This window comes from Winogradskyella sp. PG-2, from assembly GCF_000828715.1.
Taxonomy (GTDB): Bacteria; Bacteroidota; Bacteroidia; order Flavobacteriales; family Flavobacteriaceae; genus Winogradskyella.
Window position 1 is genome coordinate 1,462,883 of record NZ_AP014583.1, and the last position, 22,158, is coordinate 1,485,040.

General features: G+C 31.8%; 19 protein-coding genes and 1 pseudogene. 18 read left to right on the forward strand and 2 right to left on the reverse strand.

Annotated features, from left to right (window positions below; genetic code table 11):
• Window positions 1-64: 64 nt before the first annotated feature.
• The 3 genes from mnmG (at window position 65) to WPG_RS06415 (ending at window position 3,607) form a co-directional block, all read left to right on the forward strand.
• Window positions 65-1,936, forward strand: a complete 1,872-nt coding sequence (mnmG, locus tag WPG_RS06405; RefSeq protein WP_045470619.1) for a tRNA uridine-5-carboxymethylaminomethyl(34) synthesis enzyme MnmG — start codon at window positions 65-67, stop codon at window positions 1,934-1,936.
• Window positions 1,937-2,012: 76 nt separating this feature from the next.
• Window positions 2,013-2,870 carry a class I SAM-dependent methyltransferase gene (locus tag WPG_RS06410; RefSeq protein WP_045470622.1) on the forward strand — a complete coding sequence of 286 codons (858 nt, stop codon included), beginning with the start codon at window positions 2,013-2,015 and terminating at the stop codon, window positions 2,868-2,870.
• A gap of 212 nt (window positions 2,871-3,082) precedes the next feature.
• Window positions 3,083-3,607 (forward strand): OmpH family outer membrane protein, encoded by a 525-nt coding sequence (locus WPG_RS06415; RefSeq protein ID WP_045470625.1) that lies wholly within the window; start codon window positions 3,083-3,085, stop codon window positions 3,605-3,607.
• A gap of 30 nt (window positions 3,608-3,637) precedes the next feature.
• On the opposite strand, the gene WPG_RS06420 is transcribed toward WPG_RS06415, so the two are convergent.
• On the reverse strand, window positions 3,638-4,795 hold the full coding sequence (locus tag WPG_RS06420; RefSeq protein WP_045470628.1) for an ATP-binding protein: 1,158 nt from the start codon (window positions 4,793-4,795) through the stop codon (window positions 3,638-3,640).
• 117 nt (window positions 4,796-4,912) lie between these two features.
• Between WPG_RS06420 and WPG_RS06425 the strand changes: the two genes are divergently transcribed.
• From WPG_RS06425 to WPG_RS06435, 3 genes are all read left to right on the forward strand, one after another.
• Window positions 4,913-6,100 carry a phosphoglycerate kinase gene (locus WPG_RS06425; RefSeq protein WP_045470629.1) on the forward strand — a complete coding sequence of 396 codons (1,188 nt, stop codon included), beginning with the start codon at window positions 4,913-4,915 and terminating at the stop codon, window positions 6,098-6,100.
• Window positions 6,101-6,206: 106 nt separating this feature from the next.
• Window positions 6,207-7,703: a LysM peptidoglycan-binding domain-containing protein gene (locus WPG_RS06430; RefSeq protein WP_045475280.1), complete on the forward strand. Its 1,497-nt coding sequence runs from the start codon at window positions 6,207-6,209 to the stop codon at window positions 7,701-7,703.
• A gap of 24 nt (window positions 7,704-7,727) precedes the next feature.
• On the forward strand, window positions 7,728-8,705 hold the full coding sequence (locus WPG_RS06435; protein ID WP_045470632.1) for a DUF4837 family protein: 978 nt from the start codon (window positions 7,728-7,730) through the stop codon (window positions 8,703-8,705).
• 50 nt (window positions 8,706-8,755) lie between these two features.
• Here WPG_RS06435 and tatA read toward each other — a convergent pair whose 3' ends face one another.
• On the reverse strand, window positions 8,756-8,935 hold the full coding sequence (gene tatA, locus WPG_RS06440; RefSeq protein WP_045470634.1) for a twin-arginine translocase TatA/TatE family subunit: 180 nt from the start codon (window positions 8,933-8,935) through the stop codon (window positions 8,756-8,758).
• 113 nt (window positions 8,936-9,048) lie between these two features.
• Here tatA and WPG_RS06445 point away from each other — a divergent pair, with 113 nt between their 5' ends.
• The 12 genes and pseudogenes from WPG_RS06445 (at window position 9,049) to WPG_RS06505 (ending at window position 22,148) form a co-directional block, all read left to right on the forward strand.
• The gene (locus WPG_RS06445; RefSeq protein WP_045470636.1) at window positions 9,049-9,918 is read left to right on the forward strand and encodes a M23 family metallopeptidase; all 870 of its coding nucleotides are present in this window, start codon (window positions 9,049-9,051) and stop codon (window positions 9,916-9,918) included.
• Window positions 9,918-11,421: pseudogene (locus WPG_RS06450) on the forward strand (GH3 auxin-responsive promoter family protein). The gene WPG_RS06445 and the pseudogene WPG_RS06450 overlap by 1 nt, the downstream one beginning before the upstream one ends.
• 25 nt (window positions 11,422-11,446) lie before the next feature.
• A complete protein-coding gene (locus WPG_RS06455; RefSeq protein WP_045470637.1) occupies window positions 11,447-13,138 on the forward strand; it encodes a DUF6909 family protein in 1,692 nt (563 codons plus the stop codon).
• A 3-nt stretch (window positions 13,139-13,141) separates the two neighbouring features.
• Entirely contained in the window at window positions 13,142-14,200 is a 1,059-nt protein-coding gene (locus WPG_RS06460; RefSeq protein ID WP_045470638.1) for a hypothetical protein, read from the forward strand.
• Window positions 14,193-15,209: a dTDP-glucose 4,6-dehydratase gene (rfbB, locus tag WPG_RS06465; protein ID WP_045470639.1), complete on the forward strand. Its 1,017-nt coding sequence runs from the start codon at window positions 14,193-14,195 to the stop codon at window positions 15,207-15,209. The genes WPG_RS06460 and rfbB overlap by 8 nt, the downstream gene beginning before the upstream one ends.
• Window positions 15,206-16,075 (forward strand): glucose-1-phosphate thymidylyltransferase RfbA, encoded by an 870-nt coding sequence (gene rfbA / locus WPG_RS06470; protein WP_045470640.1) that lies wholly within the window; start codon window positions 15,206-15,208, stop codon window positions 16,073-16,075. The genes rfbB and rfbA overlap by 4 nt, the downstream gene beginning before the upstream one ends.
• Window positions 16,072-16,617 carry a dTDP-4-dehydrorhamnose 3,5-epimerase gene (gene rfbC / locus WPG_RS06475; RefSeq protein WP_045470641.1) on the forward strand — a complete coding sequence of 182 codons (546 nt, stop codon included), beginning with the start codon at window positions 16,072-16,074 and terminating at the stop codon, window positions 16,615-16,617. The genes rfbA and rfbC overlap by 4 nt, the downstream gene beginning before the upstream one ends.
• A complete protein-coding gene (gene rfbD / locus WPG_RS06480) occupies window positions 16,614-17,474 on the forward strand; it encodes a dTDP-4-dehydrorhamnose reductase (RefSeq protein ID WP_045470643.1) in 861 nt (286 codons plus the stop codon). The genes rfbC and rfbD overlap by 4 nt, the downstream gene beginning before the upstream one ends.
• Window positions 17,475-17,717: 243 nt before the next feature.
• Window positions 17,718-19,040, forward strand: a complete 1,323-nt coding sequence (locus tag WPG_RS06485) for a flippase (RefSeq protein ID WP_045470646.1) — start codon at window positions 17,718-17,720, stop codon at window positions 19,038-19,040.
• Window position 19,041: 1 nt separating this feature from the next.
• The gene (locus tag WPG_RS06490; RefSeq protein ID WP_045470648.1) at window positions 19,042-20,031 is read left to right on the forward strand and encodes a sulfotransferase family protein; all 990 of its coding nucleotides are present in this window, start codon (window positions 19,042-19,044) and stop codon (window positions 20,029-20,031) included.
• A gap of 42 nt (window positions 20,032-20,073) precedes the next feature.
• Window positions 20,074-20,835, forward strand: a complete 762-nt coding sequence (locus tag WPG_RS06495; RefSeq protein WP_052471174.1) for a glycosyltransferase family 2 protein — start codon at window positions 20,074-20,076, stop codon at window positions 20,833-20,835.
• A gap of 26 nt (window positions 20,836-20,861) precedes the next feature.
• Window positions 20,862-22,148 (forward strand): O-antigen ligase family protein, encoded by a 1,287-nt coding sequence (locus tag WPG_RS06505; protein WP_084221531.1) that lies wholly within the window; start codon window positions 20,862-20,864, stop codon window positions 22,146-22,148.
• Window positions 22,149-22,158: the final 10 nt, after the last annotated feature.

Sequence of the window (22,158 nt, forward strand, 5' to 3'; positions counted from 1 at the left end):
ATATTTGCAGGCTGAATTTTTAGAATATAATTGTTCCACGTGGAACAAAAAACGGAATTGAATTATGTTTAACGATGTTTATGATGTTATTGTAGTTGGAGCTGGTCACGCAGGTAGTGAGGCAGCGGCAGCATCTGCAAATATGGGCAGCAAAACATTGTTAATTACAATGAATCTTCAGAACATTGCTCAAATGTCTTGTAATCCTGCAATGGGTGGAATTGCCAAAGGGCAAATTGTAAGAGAGATTGATGCGCTTGGAGGTTATAGTGGTATTGTTTCTGACACATCTGCGATTCAGTTTAAGATGTTAAACAAATCTAAAGGACCTGCAATGTGGAGTCCGAGAGTACAAAGTGATCGAATGCGTTTTGCAGAAGATTGGAGAATGCTTTTAGAGGGAACCGATAATCTTGATTTTTATCAAGAAATGGTTTCAGGTTTAATTGTAGAAAACCATAAGGTTGTTGGTGTAAAAACTTCTCTTGGTGTTGAGGTTAAAGCTAGGTCTGTTGTGCTTACTAACGGAACATTTCTCAATGGCTTAATTCATATTGGTGATAAAAATTTTGGTGGAGGAAGAGCGGGTGAAAGAGCGGCAACTGGCATCACCGAACAACTTGTAAATCTAGGTTTTGAATCGGGTAGAATGAAAACAGGAACCCCACCAAGAGTTGATGGGCGTTCGTTAGATTTTTCTAAAATGATCGAACAACCTGGTGATGAGGAACCACAAAAGTTTTCATATTTAGATTCTACTAAAGTACTAAAGGAGCAGCGTTCTTGTCATATGTCATATACAAGTGAATTGGTTCACGATTTATTGCGTGAAGGATTTGATCGTTCACCAATGTTTAATGGAAGAATTAAAAGTGTAGGACCACGTTATTGTCCTTCTATAGAAGACAAGATTAATCGTTTCGCCGATAAGGATAGACATCAATTGTTTGTTGAGCCAGAAGGGTGGAATACTTGTGAATATTATATTAATGGATTCTCTACATCTTTACCTGAAGATGTTCAGTTTAAAGCTTTACGTTCTGTTGTTGGTTTTGAAAATGTAAAGTTTTTTAGACCTGGCTATGCAATCGAATATGATTATTTTCCACCAACACAACTTAAGCACACTTTAGAAACTAAGTTGGTTGAAGGTTTATATTTTGCGGGTCAAATTAATGGAACTACAGGTTATGAAGAAGCTGCATCTCAGGGATTAATGGCTGGTATAAATGCAAGTTTAAAAGTCCAAGAAAAGGATGCGTTTACACTAAAAAGAGACGAAGCTTATATAGGAGTTCTTATCGATGATTTAATCACGAAAGGAACAGAAGAGCCATATCGTATGTTTACATCTAGAGCAGAATATAGAACCCTATTAAGACAAGATAATGCAGATTTTAGACTTACTCCAAAAGGCTATAATCTTGGATTGGCTTCTAAAAAACGTCTAGAAAGAATGGAGGAAAAGCAATCAAAATCTGATGCATTTGTTCAATTTTTTAAAGATACGAGTGTAAGACCTGAAGAAGCCAACCCAGTTTTAGAATCAAAAAACTCGGCAATTGTAAAGCAACAGGACAAGATGTTTAAGCTATTCGCTAGACCAAACATTACGATAGATGATGTTCGTAATTTTGAGGCTGTAGAAAGTTATATTCAATCCAATGAATTAGATACTGAGGTTTTAGAGCAAACCGAAATTCAGGTGAAATATTCTGGCTATATAGAAAAAGAAAAGAATAATGCAGATAAACTATATAGGTTAGAGAACTTAAAAATCCCATCTGATTTTGATTATTCAAAGTTGAAGTCTATGAGTATAGAGGCTAGGCAAAAGCTGAATAAAATTCAACCAGTAACGATCTCTCAGGCATCTAGAATTAGTGGTGTTTCCCCAAATGATATTTCTGTTTTATTAGTTTATTTAGGGCGTTAAATTATAATGTTCCACGTGAAACAATTGAAATTACTTTAATATCCTCTTTATTCTGAACTGGGTTCAGAATGTTTATATGAATAAAAAACCGACATATTTAACCTTAAAAGATCATTCCGTTTCAGGTGAAGAGTTCCAATTAAAACATAATTTGGAACTGGATATGTTAGAAACATTCCCACAACCAGAAGTAGATAAACTTTCCGATTATTATGAAAGTGAAGACTACATTTCGCATACAGATACCAAACGAAATTTACTAGAGCATGTTTATCATTCTATTCGTAAAATTTCATTAAAACGAAAATTAAAATTGATTAATTCGTTTAATTCTGAGTCTAAAAATTTATTAGATATTGGATGTGGCACAGGTGACTTTTTAGAAACAGCTTTAAAGTCTAATTGGAATATCACAGGAGTTGAACCTAACGCACAAGCAAGGCAAATTGCAAATTCTAAAACAAATAACTCAGTCTTCGAAATAGAGCACTTAAACAAGCAAGAGTTAAACAGTTTTGATGTCATTACGCTTTGGCATGTTTTAGAGCATTTGCCAAATTTAGAAATGCACTTGGCATTATTTAAATCATTATTAAAACCAAGCGGAACTTTAGTAATTGCAGTTCCTAATTTTAAAAGTTACGATGCTGAGCATTACAAAAACTATTGGGCAGCTTATGATGTGCCGAGACACCTTTGGCATTTTTCAAGAACTTCGATTTCGAAATTATATAAAAGAGAACATTTAGAATTGGTAAAAACGTTACCAATGATTTTTGATGCCTATTATGTGAGCTTACTTTCTGAAAAATATAAATCTGGATTTATGAATCCATTCAAAGCATTTTGGGTTGGGTTTAGATCGAATCAAAAAGCAAAGCAATCAAAAGAGTACTCTTCTCATATTTACATTCTAAAAAGCAGTAATTCTTAATATGAGAATTGTTATTTCTTAGTTAGGTGTAAAAAGACCCAATCACAAAGAAGAAAAAAGAAAAAGCCTTAAAACGCTTTATTTGGGTTTGTTTTTGATAGCTATTATTAATAATAAATTTTATTTACTATAGATTTTATTAATAGTGTAAAAATTGATTAAATCTCAAGTTAACTTTTATACATTTGCAAAAATTAATTTAGAATATAATCATGAGAAACATAATTATCGCATTAGTTGTTTTGGTAACTTTTTCATCTTGTCAAGAGCAACAAAAAATCGCCTTTGTAGATAACACTAAGGTTGTAAATGAATTTAAGAAAAAAGTAGATTTTGAAGCTAAGTTTAAAACTAAAATAGAAGCTTATAATAAAAAAGCAGATAGTTTAAATCAAGCAATTCAAATGGAGGCTCAAATGTTTCAAACAAGAGCAGTAAAAATGAGCCAAACAAAACAAGAGCAAGAGTATCAGGGCTTACTTCAGAAAAAACAGATGCAAGATTACCAATTAGGTAATGAAGAAAAAGCTCTTCAGGCAGAAGGTCAAAAACAAATTGACACATTAGTAAAAGAGGTAAAGGCTTTTATAAAAGATTATGGTAAAACAAACGGGTATACTTTTATTTTAGGTTCAAATGAAGCTGGAAGCGTATTATATGGAGCAGAAGCAACAGATATTACAGAAACAATTTTAGCGGCACTAAATAAAAAAGAAGAAGCTAAGACAGAAGAATAATTTTTTATATAAAATAGATTGAAGCCAGGCTTATGTCTGGCTTTTTTTATGCAACAAACGCGTTAATCTTATCGATAAATCTGTAAGAATAATCTTAGAGTTACCATTGCGCTCAATATGGTAAATTGCATCTTGTATTTGTTGGGAAATTTCTAGAATATTATAATCATGAACAAATGGAGCAAATTTCTCGAGCTTAAAACTTTCAGATTTTGGTTCTATATACACAAGGTCATTTGCTTTATAATTTAGTAGTAAAGCTTGCCTAAAATAATTTAAACAAAACGCTAAAAATTTCTTTTGGGTTTCGCGTCCTGTTTTAGAGATTTCTTCTGACCAAGAAATTAAATCATGAATTGCATTTTTATTGCCTTTTGCCTTAAATGCAGAACGCACCCAAATAACAAACCATTCTTCAAACTGAATATCCTCACTATCTTGATAAATTAAATCACAGGCTTTATTAAAATTCCCATTAGCCTGGTGTGCAATTTTTGTAGCTACAGCAGTTTCAATATGATAGTTTGCCACCAAAGCCTTGGCAATGGCATCTTCAGCCAAAGGCGGAAAGTTTAATATTTGACAACGCGACCTAATTGTATTAATAATTTGCTCTTCATCTTCAGCAATAAGAATGAAAATGGTTTTCTCTGGCGGCTCTTCAATAAGTTTAAGGAGCTTATTTGCTGCAGCATTATTCATTTTTTCAGCCATCCAAATGAGCATAACCTTGTAACCACCTTCATAAGATTTGAGGGTTAATGATTTTACAATTTGTAATGCTTCATCTACACCTATTTGCCCTTGTTTATTGTCAACACCAAGAAGCTTATACCAATCAAATAAGTTTCCATAAGGCTGCTGATCTATAAGTTGCCTCCATTCTTCAAGATAAAAACTAGAGACAGGCTTGCTTTTTACTTTATCGCTTGTTGTTACAGGAAAAGCAAAATGCAAATCTGGATGCGAAACAGTTTTAAACTTTAAATTACAAGATTCATTTCCGCCCGTATTTTCACCATCAGAATTACTACACAATATGTATTGCGCATAAGCTAAAGCCATTGGTAGTGTTCCAGAACCTTCGGGTCCAACAAACAATTGAGCATGAGCAATTCTGCCAGCATCGACACTCGTTGTAAGATGATTTTTAATATGTTTTTGACCTAAAACTTCAGAAAATTGCATGTGACAAATATAATTGAATTATAGTATTAGTAAATCAATCGTTTTCGTAAAAAAACAGCTTTTACTCGTTACTTTTATTACCTACATTTGTGATTCAATCTTCAAAATAGAACACAGATGAAAACGATTAATGATTTTAATTTCGAAAATAAAAAAGCACTTATTAGAGTTGATTTTAATGTGCCTTTAAATGATGCTTTCGAAGTTACAGATGCTACTAGAATTTTATCCGCAAAACCAACAATTATAAAAATTTTAGAGGATGGTGGAAGTTGTGTTTTAATGTCACACCTAGGTCGTCCAAAAGGAGTGCAAGAAGAGTTTTCTTTAAAACACATTATTAAGAAAATTGAAGATATTTTAGGTGTAGAAGTAAAATTTGCATCTAATTGCGTTGGTGAAGAAGCAGAGGAAAAAGCAGGTACTTTGCAACCTGGCGAAATATTATTGCTTGAAAATTTACGTTTTCATGAAGAAGAGAAAAAGGGAGATAAAACTTTTGCAGAACAGTTGTCTAAGTTGGGGGATATTTATGTTAATGATGCTTTTGGTACTGCCCATAGAGCACATGCATCAACTACAATTGTGGCTGAGTTTTTTCCTGAGTACAAGTGTTTTGGTCATTTACTTGCTCAAGAAATTGAAAGTATTAAAAAGGTAATGGAGGACGGAGAAAAACCTGTATTAGCAGTACTTGGTGGGGCAAAAGTGTCTTCAAAAATAACAGTAATTGAAAACATCTTAGATAAAGTTGACCACTTGATTGTTGGAGGCGGAATGACGTTTACCTTTGTGAAAGCACAAGGTGGAAATATAGGAGATTCTATATGTGAAGATGATAAAATGGAATTAGCTTTAGATATTTTAAAACAAGCAGAAGCCAAAGGAGTGAAAATCCATATACCAGTTGATGTTATAGCGGCAGACGCATTTAGCAATGATGCAAACACTCAAATTACGGATGTAAGAGAGATTCCTGAGGGTTGGCAAGGTTTAGATGCTGGACCAAAATCTTTAGCAAATTTTGACACCGTTGTTAATGAGTGTAAGACCATTCTTTGGAACGGCCCTCTTGGAGTTTTTGAAATGGAAAGTTTTGCAAAAGGCACAATTGCTTTAGGCGACTCAATATCTAATTCTACTAAAAACGGCGCGTTCTCTTTAGTAGGTGGTGGTGATTCGGTAGCCGCTGTAAAACAATTTGGCTTTGAAAACAAAGTAAGTTATGTTAGTACAGGTGGTGGTGCAATGCTAGAAAGTTTAGAAGGTAAAACCCTACCAGGTATTGCGGCTATTTTAAACTAAGATTCTAAAAAAACACTATTTTAGACTCTTTAGCGTTTAGACTTAACACACCATATCTTATATTATGACCATTAAAACATTTTTATCGGCTTGCTTTTGTATGGTTATGGTTTTTGGGTTTTCTCAAGTTAAAACGGATTCTGTAGCTAAGGTTAGCGACTCACTTATTGATGGGAAGTTCATGGCATCTCAAAAGGTTATTCGTGCAGAAGTTGACTCTTTGGGTATTAAAAGCCTAGAAGATATACCAGAAGCTTTAGAATTAGATAAAAAATGGCTAGATGAACTTTATAGTATGTCATTATTTGACACCATTTATAAGTCAGTTACTGAACTTACATACGAACCCGTAGATTACCCAGAACTTACGACAGACACTTTAAAGGCAAGATTAAAACGCTTAAATGCCAGAACACCTTTTAATGTAGAGTATAACCGTTCACTTGAAAGCGTGATAAAGCGTTATCTCAAACACAGAAGAACATCTTTAGAACGTCTTATGGGATTGAGCCATTTCTATTTTCCAATGTTTGAGACAGAATTTGATAATTACAATATCCCGCTAGAGATGAAGTACTTATCCATTGTAGAATCAGCCTTAAAACCTAGAGCTAGATCTCGAGTTGGAGCCACAGGACTTTGGCAATTTATGTTTGCCACAGGAAAAGAGCATAAATTGGATGTGAGTAGTTATGTAGATGAGCGAAGAGATCCAATAAAATCGACAACTGCTGCTGCTCAATATTTATCTCGTCTGTATAGAATATTTGGTGATTGGGATTTAGCATTAGCGGCTTATAATTCTGGACCAGGTAATGTAAATAAAGCAATTAGGCGTTCGGGTGGTTATAAAAACTATTGGAATATTCGTCAAAACCTCCCAAGAGAAACAGCTGGATATGTACCAGCATTTTTAGCTACAATGTATATTTTCGAATTTGCTGAAGAACATGGTTTTAAACCAGAACGACCGACATTTCAACATATTCAAACAGATACTATACATGTTAAGCAAATGATTACCTTAGATCAAGTAGCTGAAACAACAGGAGTGAAAATTGAAGAATTACAGTTTTTGAATCCGTCATATAAATTAGATATTATACCAAAAATCAAAGGAAAAACATATGTGCTAAGATTACCAAGAGAAGCTGTTGGCATTTTTGTGGCAAATGAAGATAAAATTTACGATTTTGCCAAAGCGGAATTCAACAAGCGTGAAAAACCACTCCCACAGCTTTTTAATGCAGATACTAAGGTTAGATATCGTGTTAGAAATGGAGATTATTTAGGTAAGATTGCTCGGAAATATGGTGTTAGGGTGAGTCAAATAAAACGTTGGAATGGCCTAAGGAGCAATAACTTAAAAATAGGTCAACGTTTAACTATTTACCCGAGAAACCCAAGTACATCTACCTCATCTAAACCAGTAAAAAAAGTAGTAAACACTGCTGGTAAAACAACGTATAAAGTACAATCCGGAGACTCACTTTGGACTATTGCTCAAAACTTTTCTGGAGTTTCTGTTCAAAATATTAAAGATTGGAACGATATTAGTAGTAACAAACTCAAAATAGGAATGACACTTGTGGTGTCTAATTAAATCAATCAACAAAAACAAAGACTTATGAAAGCTTTATATTCAGTATTATTTTGTGTCTTACTATTAGCTTGTGGCGAAAATAAAGAGGATAACAGTATATATCTTCCTGAATCAAACGGAATACTAAATAGTATTTCCGTTGTGGTAGACAACCAACTATGGGAAGGAAGCGTTGGTGAAAATATTAGGAATATTTTTGCCGCACCATTAAATGGCTTACCAGTTGACGAGCCTATATTTATAATGCGTCAGATTCCACCTCAGGTTTTTGATGGTTTTGCTACGCGAAGTAGAATTGTGCTCAAAATTGAAAAAGGAGGTACGGAAGCAACGACTAAAATTGCTAACGAAGTTTTTTCTAAACCGCAAACAGTAGCTGTTGTAAGGGGAAAGACAAATCAGGATATTATTGCCCAACTTAAACAAACCAAGGATAAAATCATTGATGCTTTTAATAAAGAGGAAGTAAAAGAAAGACAGAGGCAAATTAACCTATCCTTATTAGAGGATGAGGCTATGGAAAATAAATTGGGATTCACTATCAATGTTCCATTTGGATATAGAATTAGTAAGGCAACTGAAGACTTTTTCTGGCTAAGAAAAAACCTCGATAATTCTAAAACTATAGAACTAATGATCTATGAAATACCTTTAGAAACAATATCTAAAGGTGATAGTACTATTGTGGATTTTGTTAAAATGAGAAATGGAGTCACTAAAACAAAGATTCCAGGAGAAGATGGTATTTTCATGGAGGTCCAAGGGGATTATGCACCAGCATTGTTTAATACAATAATAGATAATAAACCCGCTTATGAAGTAAGAGGAATCTGGAGAATGAATGGGTTTACAATGGCAGGACCATTTATAACCTATCTTATTGAAGATAAAATCAACAATCGTTATTTGGTTGGCGATGGCTATGTTTATGCACCATCATTAGAAAAACGAGATTATGTTTTTGAGCTAGAATCTATAATTAAATCGATAACTATAAAATAAGAAAAAAGCCAACTTTTATAGTTGGCTTTTTTTATTTCACTTAAAAGGTTTTACTCTTTTTCTTTACTATCAGGCTCTTCTTTACTAGCGTCTTTAAATTCTTTAATTCCACTTCCTAAACCTCTCATTAATTCAGGAATTTTTCTTCCACCAAAAAGTAGTAGAACCACTACCACAATAAGAATTATTTGAGGTGCACCAATCGCTAACGGGACAATACTTAAACTCATAATTTTTAATTTAGGGTACAAAGTTAGTAATTATAGTTTAATAATGGCGTTGTTAAGTCAACTTTAGGAGGTTATCCCTATGGTATTTCACTATTTTAACTAATTTTGTTTTGATGGCTAAAGAGAAGAAAAAGGAAAAGAAGTTTGCTAAAAAGCTACTTTACAAGTACCGTTTAGTAATACTAAATGAAGATACTTTTGAGGAGCGTTTTGCAATAAAGCTAACAAGACTAAATGTATTTATACTTACATCAGCTTCCGCAATTTGTTTAGTTCTTTTAACGATTCTACTAATTGCATACACACCACTAAGAGAGTATATACCAGGATATTCCTCGGCAAAACTAAAGAAAGAGGCGACTATTTTAAACTACAAAACAGATTCGTTAGTTAGAGAACTAGAACTTAATAAGAGTTATTATGCCTCAATAAGAAAAGTATTAACAGGAGATGTTGCCTTTGTTGATTTCAATAGAGACTCTATAATTGAAGCAGCACAGAATGATATTGATATTTTAAAGGTAACTACAAATAAAGAAGACTCTTTACTTAGGGAAAAGGTAGAAAAAGAAGATAAATATAATTTGTTTGAGGCTTCAGGGGATAAATCTAATTATGTATTGTTCCCTCCTGTAAACGGAACAATATCTGAAGATTATAATATTGAAGAAAAACATTTTGCTGTAGATGTTGTGGTAGCATCTGATACACCTGTAAAGGCAACCGCAGATGGCACGGTAATATTTGCGGAATGGACTGTGGATGCAGGTTATGTGGTCATCATAGAACATAATCAAGAATTAATATCAGTGTATAAGCATAATTCAGCAATTACTAAAATGCAAGGAGATTTGGTAAAGACGGGAGAGGTTATTGCAATGTCTGGCAATACGGGTGAGCTGACTACAGGGCCTCATCTACATTTTGAACTTTGGAGTAAGGGTTATCCTGTAAATCCAACTAATTTCATCAATTTTGAGTAATGCCATCAATTAAAGCAGCACTTTCAAAACCATTTGCAAAACTCATCGCAAAGCGTATTGAAAAATGGTCTTCTAAGCCCATTGAGACTCAACAAAAGGTTTTTAAAGACTTAATTACCGAGGCCTCAAATACTATTTTTGGTAAAGATCATAATTTCAGTGCTATAAACTCTTATGAGGCATTTAAAGCTAATGTTCCTGTAAGGGATTATGAAGAACTAAAGCACTATGTGGAACGCGTTGTTGCTGGTGAAAAAGATGTACTATGGAAAGGAAAGCCTATTTATTTTGCAAAGACCTCAGGAACCACATCTGGAGCAAAATATATTCCAATAACAAAGGAAAGCATGCCTACACATGTTAAGGCTGCTAGAAATGCAATTTTGTTATATATAAACGAAACAGGAAATTCAAAATTTGTAGATGGTAAAATGATTTTTCTTCAAGGGAGTCCAATTTTAGAAGAAAATAATGGTATAAAACTCGGAAGATTGTCGGGTATAGTTGCACATTATGTTCCTAAATACCTACAGAAAAATAGAATGCCAACTTTAGAGACCAATTGTATTGATGATTGGGAAACCAAGGTTGAGGCAATTGTTGAGGAAACTGTAAATGAGGATATGACTATTATTTCCGGGATTCCTTCTTGGGTACAAATGTATTTTGAAAAACTGATTCAGAAAACAGATAAAAAGGTAGGGGATATTTTCAAGAATTTTAATTTATTCATTTTTGGAGGTGTCAACTATGAGCCTTATAGCGCCAAGTTTGAGAATTTAATTGGAAGGAAAGTAGATAGTATAGAACTGTATCCTGCAAGTGAAGGGTTTTTTTGCTTTTCAAGACAAGCAACATGAAAAAGGAATGTTACTTCAATTAAATTCAGGTATATTTTACGAATTTATAGAGGTAAATCATTTTTTCGATAAAAATCCAGATCGTATTACCATAAGAGATGTAAAAGCGGGTGTAAATTATGTAATGATTATTTCTACAACAGCAGGACTTTGGGCATATAATATTGGTGACACTGTAGAGTTCACATCTTTAAAACCGTATCGAGTTATTGTAAGTGGAAGAATAAAACATTTTATTTCTGCTTTTGGTGAACATGTGATAGGAAAAGAGGTGGAGCAAGCTTTGAAAGAAGCAACTGAAAGCACATCTATTTCTGTAAATGAATTTACGGTTGCTCCTCAGATTAATCCAGAACAAGGTCTACCGTATCACGAGTGGTTTATTGAGTTTGAGAATGAACCAGAAAAAGAACAAGATTTAATTGAAGAATTAGAGCAATCATTACAAAAACAAAACAGTTATTATTTAGATTTAATTGAGGGTAAGGTATTGAAGACTTTAAAAATTACAAGAATTAAAAAAGATGGATTTCAATCTTACATGAAATCCATTGGGAAATTAGGAGGACAGAACAAGGTGCCGAGATTATCTAATGACAGAAAAATTGCAGATCAATTGTATCGACTTAATTTAACGAAATAACTCTATATTTGCAGCTTAGAAGCTTATGAGTACAACTAATAAAAAACACGAAAGAACAAGAGCTCAAGAGAGCTCTAGTGCTATAGAACGTATGTATATTACGATGCGTCACCTTTTTAATCGCGGATTTTACAAACCCATGGGAGTTTCAGGCGAAACCTTGCGCGAAGCATTACTGTTATTGAGACCTGAAATTTATGGGTCAATTGGAGAAGAGAAAGCTGAATTAGAGGGTTTACTCTATGTTGTAGACAGATTACCTCAAGGTATAGAAGAATGTACGTTTATAAACCTAACTAGTGACGAAGGGTACGCCAATTCTCATTTCACACCTATAATTCCACCCAAAAGACGTCGTAATTGTTATCGCATAGATAATGAGCAGATGAATATTGAAATTACCAGAGGGCGTTCGGAAATATATGATATCCTTACACACCTTACATTTCTATTTGTTGAATCGCACAAAATAAGTAAACGGGTTCTTATTGATGAAGAAGGATCAACCGTGAGAGATTGGCAGAAACTAGAAAAAGCGGTTACTTCTACTAAGAAACTAACACAAAAAGAGCGAGAGATTGCGATTACTCATACGGCAAACATACTAGGAAGAACATTTAATGAGTTGACCGAAGCTTATCCTAAGTTTGCAACCAACAATCAACCAGAGCGTTTATTACATATTGTTTATTGGCTAGGAAAATTAGCTATAGAAGAAACGGTTAATAATAATAAAAGAACTATTACATTTAGCCCTGTTTTGAGAGAGCGTTTGGGCCACCATATCCACGGTGAAGTCTGGGCGGATACGATAAAGTCTGTACTTTACAAAAACGGATTATTAGAACGACCAATACACATTATTAGTGCTAATATGCATAGTGTTATGAATTCTCTTTTTGCACAAGGAGCACTTAAAGGAGCTGATGCTAAGAAAGATATTTTTGACACCTATGAAGCGCTTAGTGACTCAAAAAATAAAAGCTTGCGCAATAAAGTAGAAAAACTAGCGTTGCAACACGGAATGCTTTATATAAAAGACGCTTCAGGAACAAATATAGATGTTCAAATTTTTGATACAGATAAGATTGATTTTTCGAAATCTGGATTTCAATATTTAGAAGAGGATAAAGAAAAAAAGGCTGTAATATTTGTTATGGATTACGCCTTTGGTGAGCAGGCCTATGAAACTTTAGATGAGTTTTTAAAACCAATTAAAGTGAATGGTAAAAAAGTGCATTTAGACGTAAAGTCTATTTCAATAATGGGTAAGGCAGGTATTTTAGAGGGTGGAAAAGGGGACGTAATGATTCCATCAGCTCATATTTTTGAAGGCACAGCAGATAATTACCCATTTAAAAACGAACTAAGTAAAAACGATTTATTGGATTGTGGTGTTGATGTTTTTGAAGGCACAATGGTTACTGTTTTGGGGACTTCATTACAAAATAAGGAGATATTAAAATTCTTTAAAAACTCTACTTGGAATGTTATAGGTTTAGAAATGGAGGGGGCGCATTATCAAAAAGCGATTCAAGCAGCTTCTAAAGTTAGAGGAAGCATTAATGAAGACGTCAAAGTAAGATATGCATATTATGCAAGTGATAACCCATTAGAAACAGGAAGCACATTAGCGTCTGGAGGTTTAGGAACGTCTGGTGTTAAACCAACATACGTTATAACGAAAAAAATATTAGAACAACTTTTTAATTCTTAATATATGAGTGATAAATTACCACAACAATCACAAAATGATGAAGTAGACTTAGGGCAATTATTTAATGCTATTGGTAAACTTTTTGAAAGATTATTTCAGTTTATTGGTAATATTTTTAAAAGCATCTTTTCTGGACTTATTTATGCATTAAAACCTATTGTAAACAATTTTAAGCTTATAGGTTCTGTAGTAATAATAGCCTCTATATTAGGTTTTACATCAGATAAATCATTAAGAAAGCCTATTTATCAATCAACCATGCTGGTTAAGCCATATTTTGAGTCTAAGTATCAATTAGTAAATAGTATAGATTATTTCAATTCATTAATTGGATCAAAAAATATAGAGAAGATATCTGATATATTCGAAATAGATTCATTAAGTGCTAAAAGCCTTAAAGGCTTTGATATAGAGGTTGGGCCTGAAACTCAAGATGAAATATTAAAACAGTATGATGACTATGTTAAATCTACAGAGGTAGATAGCACAATGCTTACTTACTTGCCTTATGACATTTATGTTAAAAACAGAGATTTATTAAGCAGTAATATTTTCTCGATTAGAGCTTTATCTCTTAAAAATGATGTTTTTACAAGCCTTCAAAAAGGCTTTGAAAAAATACTTAAAAACAAACACTCTGTTTCTTTAAAGAAAAAATCCGACGAGGTTTATAATGTGCAGAAGAGTACTTTTGAACAACAATTAGCGCGTATAGATAGTATCCAAAAATTATATGCTGAAGTTCGGAGAAAAGAGGCGGCGAATAATACTTTAGGATTTAATGGTTCTACATTTCCTTTGGCTGAGGACAAGGCTGAGACCAAAGAATACGAATTATTTAGGGAAGAAGTAAGGATTCGTAATCAGCTTAGAACCCTAGAGCAAGAAAAAATAGAAGAGAAAACGGACCATTATGAGGTGATTTCTGGCTTTAAAGCTATAGGGACTAAAGAAGGACTTCTTAAGAAACATGTTATACTTTATCCGATTATTGCATTTTTATTTTTAGTTCTATTTTTTATTTCTAACAGAGCATTCAGATTTATAAAAAATTATGAATAAATCAATATTAGTTACCGGAGGAGCTGGTTTTATTGGGTCCAATTTCATAATTCATTTTTTAAATAAATACCGTAATATCAGGCTTATTAATTTAGATAGTCTAACTTACGCGGGTGAGCGTTCAAACTTAAACACGATTAAAAATCATAAAAACTATGTCTTTATAGAAGGCGATATATGTGATACTAATTTAGTAAGAAATTTATTCGAAAAGTATAATTTTTCTGGTGTTATACACTTTGCGGCAGAGTCTCATGTAGATAATTCTATAACAAATCCTGATGTTTTTATTAAAACTAATGTTCACGGAACCTTTAATTTATTAAATACAGCAAAACACTTTTGGATGGACGCGCCATTTTCTTTCAAAGAAGATTGTCATAATAATAGGTTTCATCATATTTCTACTGACGAAGTATACGGTACACTTGGAAAAACAGGTCTATTTACTGAAGAAACTTCTTATGCCCCTAATAGTCCTTATAGTGCGTCAAAAGCATCTTCAGACTTCATTGTGAGGAGCTATTACCACACCTATGGTATGAATGTAGTTACTACTAATTGCAGTAATAATTATGGGCCCAGACAACATGAAGAGAAATTAATTCCAACTATTATTAGAAAAGCAATTAATAATGAATCTATTCCAATTTATGGAGATGGCAAAAATATTAGAGATTGGCTTTATGTAGAAGACCATTGTAAAGGCATCGACTTGGTTTTTAATGAGGGGCTTGAGGGAGAAACATACAATATTGGTGGAAAAAACGAAAGAGATAACTTATATATTGCCCATACAATATGTTCTATTTTAGATGGAATAGTACCCAAAAAGAAATCCTATTCAGAGCAAATTACTTTTGTAAAAGATCGACCTGGTCATGATTTCAGATATGCTATTGATGCCAATAAAATAGAAAAAAAATTGGGGTGGGAGGCTAATGAAAATTTTGAAACGGGTATTGTTAAAACTATTAAGTGGTATTTGAAAAAATATAATAGATTATGAAGGGAATTGTATTGGCAGGTGGCTCAGGTACTAGATTACATCCACTAACTATTGCGGTAAGTAAGCAGTTAATGCCTATTTATGATAAGCCTATGATTTACTATCCGTTATCTACTTTGATGTGGTCAGGTATAAAAGATATTTTAATTATCTCAACCCCAGAGGACTTACCACTTTTTGAGAAATTATTGGGTAATGGTGAAAAGTATGGTTGTAATTTTGAATATGCAACTCAGAAAAATCCGAACGGATTAGCCGAGGCTTTTATTATTGGGGAGCAATTTATTGGAGAAGAAAAAGTAGCTTTAATTCTTGGGGATAATATATTTTATGGTTCGGGATTATCTAATTTGTTGCAACAAAACAATAACCCAGATGGTGGTATAATTTATGCATATCACGTGCATGATCCTGAACGTTATGGAGTTGTAGAATTTGATGAAAAAGGTGTAGCTATATCTATTGAAGAGAAGCCAGTAGAACCTAAATCGAATTTTGCAGTTCCTGGTATTTATTTTTATGACAATTCAGTAGTTCAAATTGCTAAAAATATAAAGCCGAGCGACAGAGGAGAATTAGAAATTACAGATGTTAATAAAGCATATCTAGATAATGGAAAACTTAAAGTTAGTGTTCTGGATAAAGGAACCGCTTGGCTAGATACAGGCACATTTAAATCCTTGATGCAAGCTTCACAATTTGTACAAGTGATAGAAGAGAGACAGGGTCTTAAAATTGGAGCAATTGAGGAGGTGGCTTATAAAATGGGTTATATTACCAAAGAAAACTTTAGTGATCTAATACAACCATTAATAAAAAGTGGATATGGCAAGCATCTGTTAAGTATTTTAGAAAGTGAAAGATGAAGATAAAAAACACCAACATTAATGGTTGCTTTATAATAGAACCAATGGTTTTTGAAGACCAAAGGGGTTACTTTGTTGAAACATTTAATCGAAATACATTTAAAGCTAATACTGGTTTAGACATTAACTTTGTACAAGATAATGAATCATCATCGAAAAGGGGTGTTCTTAGGGGACTACATTATCAACGTGGTGAATTTGCTCAAGCAAAATTAGTTAGGGTCATACAAGGAAGTGTGTTGGATATAGCTGTAGATCTTAGAAAAAGTTCAAAAACATATGGTCAATATATTTCTGTTGAACTATCTGCATCTAATAAAATGCAATTATTTGTCCCAAGAGGGTTTGCTCATGGATTTATTGTGCTATCTGATATTGCAACTTTTTCTTATAAATGTGACAACTATTACAATAAAGAATCTGAAGGAGGTATTTTATATAACGACTCTCAAATTGCAATAGATTGGCAATTACCAAAAGAAGAATATATTATTTCGGACAAGGATTTAATTTTACCATCATTTGATAACATTCTTTTATGAAGACAATTTTAGTTACTGGTGCTAATGGTCAATTGGGACAATGTCTTAGAGGATTAGTAAGTTATAGCACAAATAACTATATTTTTCTTTCTTCAAGTGATTTAGATATTACTAACAAAGAAAGTGTTCAATCTTTTTTCTTTAATAATACAATCGATTGGTGCATCAATTGTGCAGCCTACACTCAAGTGGATAAGGCAGAAGAAGAAAGAGTTATTGCATATAATGTTAATGCACTAGCTCCTGGGTACATCGCGCGTGCGTGTAAGGATAATAATGTTAAGTTAATCCATATTTCCACCGATTTTGTTTTTAATGGAAATAGTAATATTGCGTATACCGAAAAAGATAAAACGAACCCTTTAGGATCATATGGTAAAAGTAAATTAGATGGTGAATTGTTTATAATCGAAGAAACTTCAAATTATTTTATCATCCGCACATCTTGGTTATATTCTGAGTATGCCAATAATTTTATGAAAAAAATACTTGAATTATCTGAAAGCAGAGATGAATTAGGTATTGTGAGTGATCAAATTGGCACACCCACTTATGCTGTAGATTTAGCCAAAACTATAATAAAAATTATAGAACTTGACAGTGATAAATATGGAATATATCATTATTCAAATGAAGGAGTAGCAAGTTGGTATGATTTTGCTCATTCAATCATAGACTTGTCAAAAAAGGAAACAAAAATTAATCCGATACTCGCAAAAGACTTCCCAACATTAGCCCAAAGACCAATATATAGTGTGCTGTCTAAATTGAAAATTAAGTCTACTTTTGGTATTAAAATACCTTATTGGAAAAAAAGCCTTGAAACGGCAATTATTAATCTTAAAAATGATGAATAATAATTTAAAAACAGCCATCAATGCAGGTCTAAAAGCTGGTGGGGGGCTATTATGTAAGTGTATAATTAATATTAAAAATGAACCAGTTTTCTTCTCTAGAAAAGTTCTTGAATAAAAGATAGATTATATTTTTAATTCGAGTTTTGAATAAGAGAAGATGATTAACTAATAAAAAACAAAGATTTACCTAGAAGTTTGTTAATCATTAAAACAATATGCCACTCTTGTTTATAGTAAATTTACATGCAAAAATTTAAAGAAAATAGAGGTTTTGTTGAGCTAATTAAAGGAAGTTCTATCACTTTGCTTATTAAGTTGACGGGTATGATTTTCGGGTATTTAATAATGTTATTCATAACTAATGTTTATGGAGCTAGCGAATGGGGTTTGTATTCTTTATGTATTACAGTTTTAAGCATATCCGTTTTACTACCAAAGTTTGGTTTTGATAACTCATTAGTCAGAATAATAACAGAATTAAGACTTTACAATAACAATAATGAGATAAAAAAGGTTCTTAAAAAATCAATAATTATATCGGTTATAGTCTCTCTTACAGTTATAGTCTTGATAAATTTCCTAAATGACTTTATAGCACTTCAATTACTTAAAAAGTCAGAATTATCTTCATTTATTCCTATTGTTAGTTATGCAATTATCCCTTTAACGCTAATTGCTATTATGAGCGCATATTTCCAAGCGCTCAAAAGAACAACTTTATTTATTTTGTTTCAGACCGCACTGATAAATATTATTTTTCTGCTACTATTATTAAGTTTTTATGTGTTGGATATAGAAATAGTTGTTTTTAAACTTTATGTTATTTCTGTTTTTATAACTTTTTTAATCGCTATAATTATTTACCTGTATAGCAAAGAAAAAAACGTTAACACTGAGACTGGTAAAGAGATAAGTTATAATTATCAGCGCATAATAAACTTATCAACACCAATGCTTATTTCTAGTTCATTTGCACTTTTTATGAGTTGGTCAGATATTATCATGCTATCTATGTATAAAACAACCTCAGATATTGGTATATATGACTCCGCTTTAAGACTAGCAACTCTTTCAGGTATTTCTCTTATTGCTATTAATGCTGTTGTTACTCCGAAATTTGTAGAATTTTATTCAAGAAAAGATTATGAAGGCTTAAAAGACGTGGTTCAAAAATCAACACGATTAATATTTTTCACTGCTAGTCCAATACTGTTGATATTAATTATTTTTTCTAAGGAAATACTTAGTTTTTTTGGTGAAGATTTTTCTATTGGTTATTTAGCTTTAATATACCTATGTATTTCTAGATTTATTAATGCTATTTCCGGTTCTGTTGGTTATATTATGCAAATGACGGATAATCAAAAAACGTATCAGAGAGTTATTTTTATAGCTTTCTTAATTAATGTAATTTTAAACTTTATTCTAATACCAAAGTATAGTTATACAGGCGCAGCTTTTGCAAGTGCTATCGCTATGATTTTTTGGAATTTAACCTTAGTTATTATAATAAAAAGACAACTCGGGTTTTGGACATTTATTACTTTTAAAATGAAACGAGCTTAGTATGAAGTCGCCAATATTTATTTTCTCAATGCCTAGAGCTGGCTCTACTTTGTTACAAAGGATATTACTAAGTCATAAAAGTATTGGTGGTACTGCAGAGCCATGGTTATTATTACCATTAGTTTATCTCAATAAAGAAGAAGGGGTGTTATCTGAGTACTCCAGTAGATTATCAAGTAAAGCTATAAATGATGTTTTAAAGGAGGTGCCAAATGCAGAGAGTTTTTTGAATTTTCAAATTAAAAATTTTACTGACTCATTATACTCTAAAACATTAGAGGATAATGAAATTTATTTTTTAGATAAGACACCAAGATATTATTACATTATTGATGACATTTATAAAATATATCCAGAAGCTAAATTTATTTTCTTATTTAGAAACCCAACACACATTTACTCATCTATTTTAACAACTTGGTGTGACAATAAATTTCTGAAGCTTTATGGTAATCATAATGACTTAACTTATGGGTTTAATAAAATAAGTGAAGCTTATAAAAAACATAGAGATAACAAAAACACAATCTCTTTAAAGTACGAGGATTTAGTGTCCCAATCAGATAAGATAATAAAGGATATTCAAAATTTTTTAGAAATTGAATATGATGAAAACCTTACACATAATTTTGTTTCCTCTAAAATAGATACACGGAACAAAAAAGTTCTCGGTGATCCCACTGGAGTCGAAAAATATAAATCGATAAACAGTGAAACTTTAAATAAATGGAAAAATGTTTTTAACACTAGGTTCAGAAAAATAATCCTTAGAAGATATATTTCTAGAACTTTAACAGAAGAGAGTTTATCACTTCAAGGGTATAATCAAAATGATATCATCAAGGAAGTAAATACTCTTAAAAACAAAAAAGAGCATAGCTTTTTTAGTGATATCATTCATTATTCTATTTATAAACTAATCATAAGATTTAATTTGTATAATTATACATCAAAAGATATGATTTGGATAAAGAAAAAGTTTATATCATAACTATTAAATAATTATACTTATTAATTAAATAGAAGGCACTAAATGACTTTTACAATAATTACAGTTACGTTTAATAGCATAAAAACGATTGAACGGACATTAGACTCTATTCTTAATCAATCATTTTTAAATTTCGAGTATATTGTTGTTGATGGCAATTCTAATGACGGAACGGTTGAAGTTTTAGAGGCTTATGAAAAGCAATTCAAAGAAAAAAGTATTTCATATTCGTGGATTTCTGAAAATGATAACGGAATATATGACGCTTGGAATAAAGGACTTCACCTTGCAAAAGGAGATTGGATTTCCTTTTTAGGGTCCGATGACTATTACTTAAGGGATGCATTAAGTATTTATAAAACCCTACTTAATGAGAATGGTAATGATTATGATTGGATATACTCAAATGTTCTATTTGTTGAAAACATAAACAAAAAAAGACTGTTAGATTCTACATGGACTTGGGATAAGTTTAGGAGAAACACATCTATTACACCCGCGCATGTTGGGTCATTTCACAAAAAATCATTTTTTAAGAAGTATGGTATATATGACGAATCCTATAAGATTGCAGGTGATTATGAAATATTATTAAGACCTAAAAATAAGCTGAAAACATTGAAGTCTAATGAAACGACAGCTGTTATGAGTGGTGGTGGTGTAAGCAATTCAATGATAAAAGAAGTATTTAAAGAGACATTTAGAGCCAAAAATAAGACTGGAGGTGTTAATTTAGCAACTTGTTATTATGATTATTATTTTTCAATCATTAAATTAAGAATTAAGGGTTTATTGAAAAACTAATAAGACCATAAAATTAGCTCAGGTTAATGTTATTAAAAAAAGACACATTATATAAATGTATAATTGGGATTTTGCTTATTGTGCCCCCATTAATTTCTTCTATTGAGTTTAATATAGTTTTACTTTCTCTTGTTACTGTTTGGGTTTTATTTAATCTAAATTTTAAATATTCTAAAGCACTTATAAAGCTGATATTTCCATTAATAGTAATTTTTTTAATCGCAATTTTTTCATCTTTTTTTTTCCCAAGCGAATTATTTAATGTTATAAAAGATTTTTTCTTCCTTGCTAAACCCATATTGTACATTCTAATAGGGTACTTTTTTATAAGTAAAATAAAGGATAAAGAATTTTTATACAAAATCATTATTTATCTAGGTGTACTATTTGCCATTCTCCATATTTACTTGACCATTTATTTTATTTCTAATAATGTAGATTTTAATGTTAATAAACTTAGAAATTATGCGGGTCGAGGAAATGCTTTAGAGATCTTTGCGATTGTAATATTTTTATCTAAAAAAGGGAGAGAATTATTTAAATTAGACTCAAAACACAAGAAGCTTATCATATTTATTATGATATTTTCCTTTGTATGCTATTTTTCTAGAACAGTTACAGTTTCGGTAATAATTCTGTTTTTAGCCATTAATGGTTACTTAGCCATAACAAGGAAAGGGGTATTATATATGTTTGGTTTTTTAATGGCAATTTCTCTTTTTTACATCTATTTATTTTCGGTAGACCTTCAAAGAGGTGCTCCAGGTATAGAAGGGTTTTTATATAAATTGAAAATTGCTCCTGCTGAAATTTTCGATTCTAAAATAAATATAAAGGATCACACGGACCTATGGGATCATTGGAGGGCATATGAGGCACAAAAAGCTTTTGAGCAAATATATGACACCCCTTTAGCAGTTGGATTATTTGTGGGAAAAGGAGTTGGATCCTTAGTTGATTTAGAGTTTGTGGCGCCATTAAACGGAGAGGGAATGCAATATATAACAACACTGCACAATGGTTATTCGTATATTTCTTTTAAATCAGGATTTTTAGGACTACTGGCATTTTTATTGTTTTTGTTAATTTTATATATGAGGGTTTATATTAAAAGTAATAATCTAAAAGTGATAATAACAAATAATTTATTGTCTGGAATAGCCATTTATTATATGTTTACAACCCTTATAGTTTCGGGTATTTATAATCCTAGAGATTTTGGCGGCATTATTGTTGGCGGTTTACTATTTCTAAATTATTTTAATACATTGGATAAAAAATTAATTAAAACCGGTCTAAAAGAACTACCTTAAGTTTGAATTT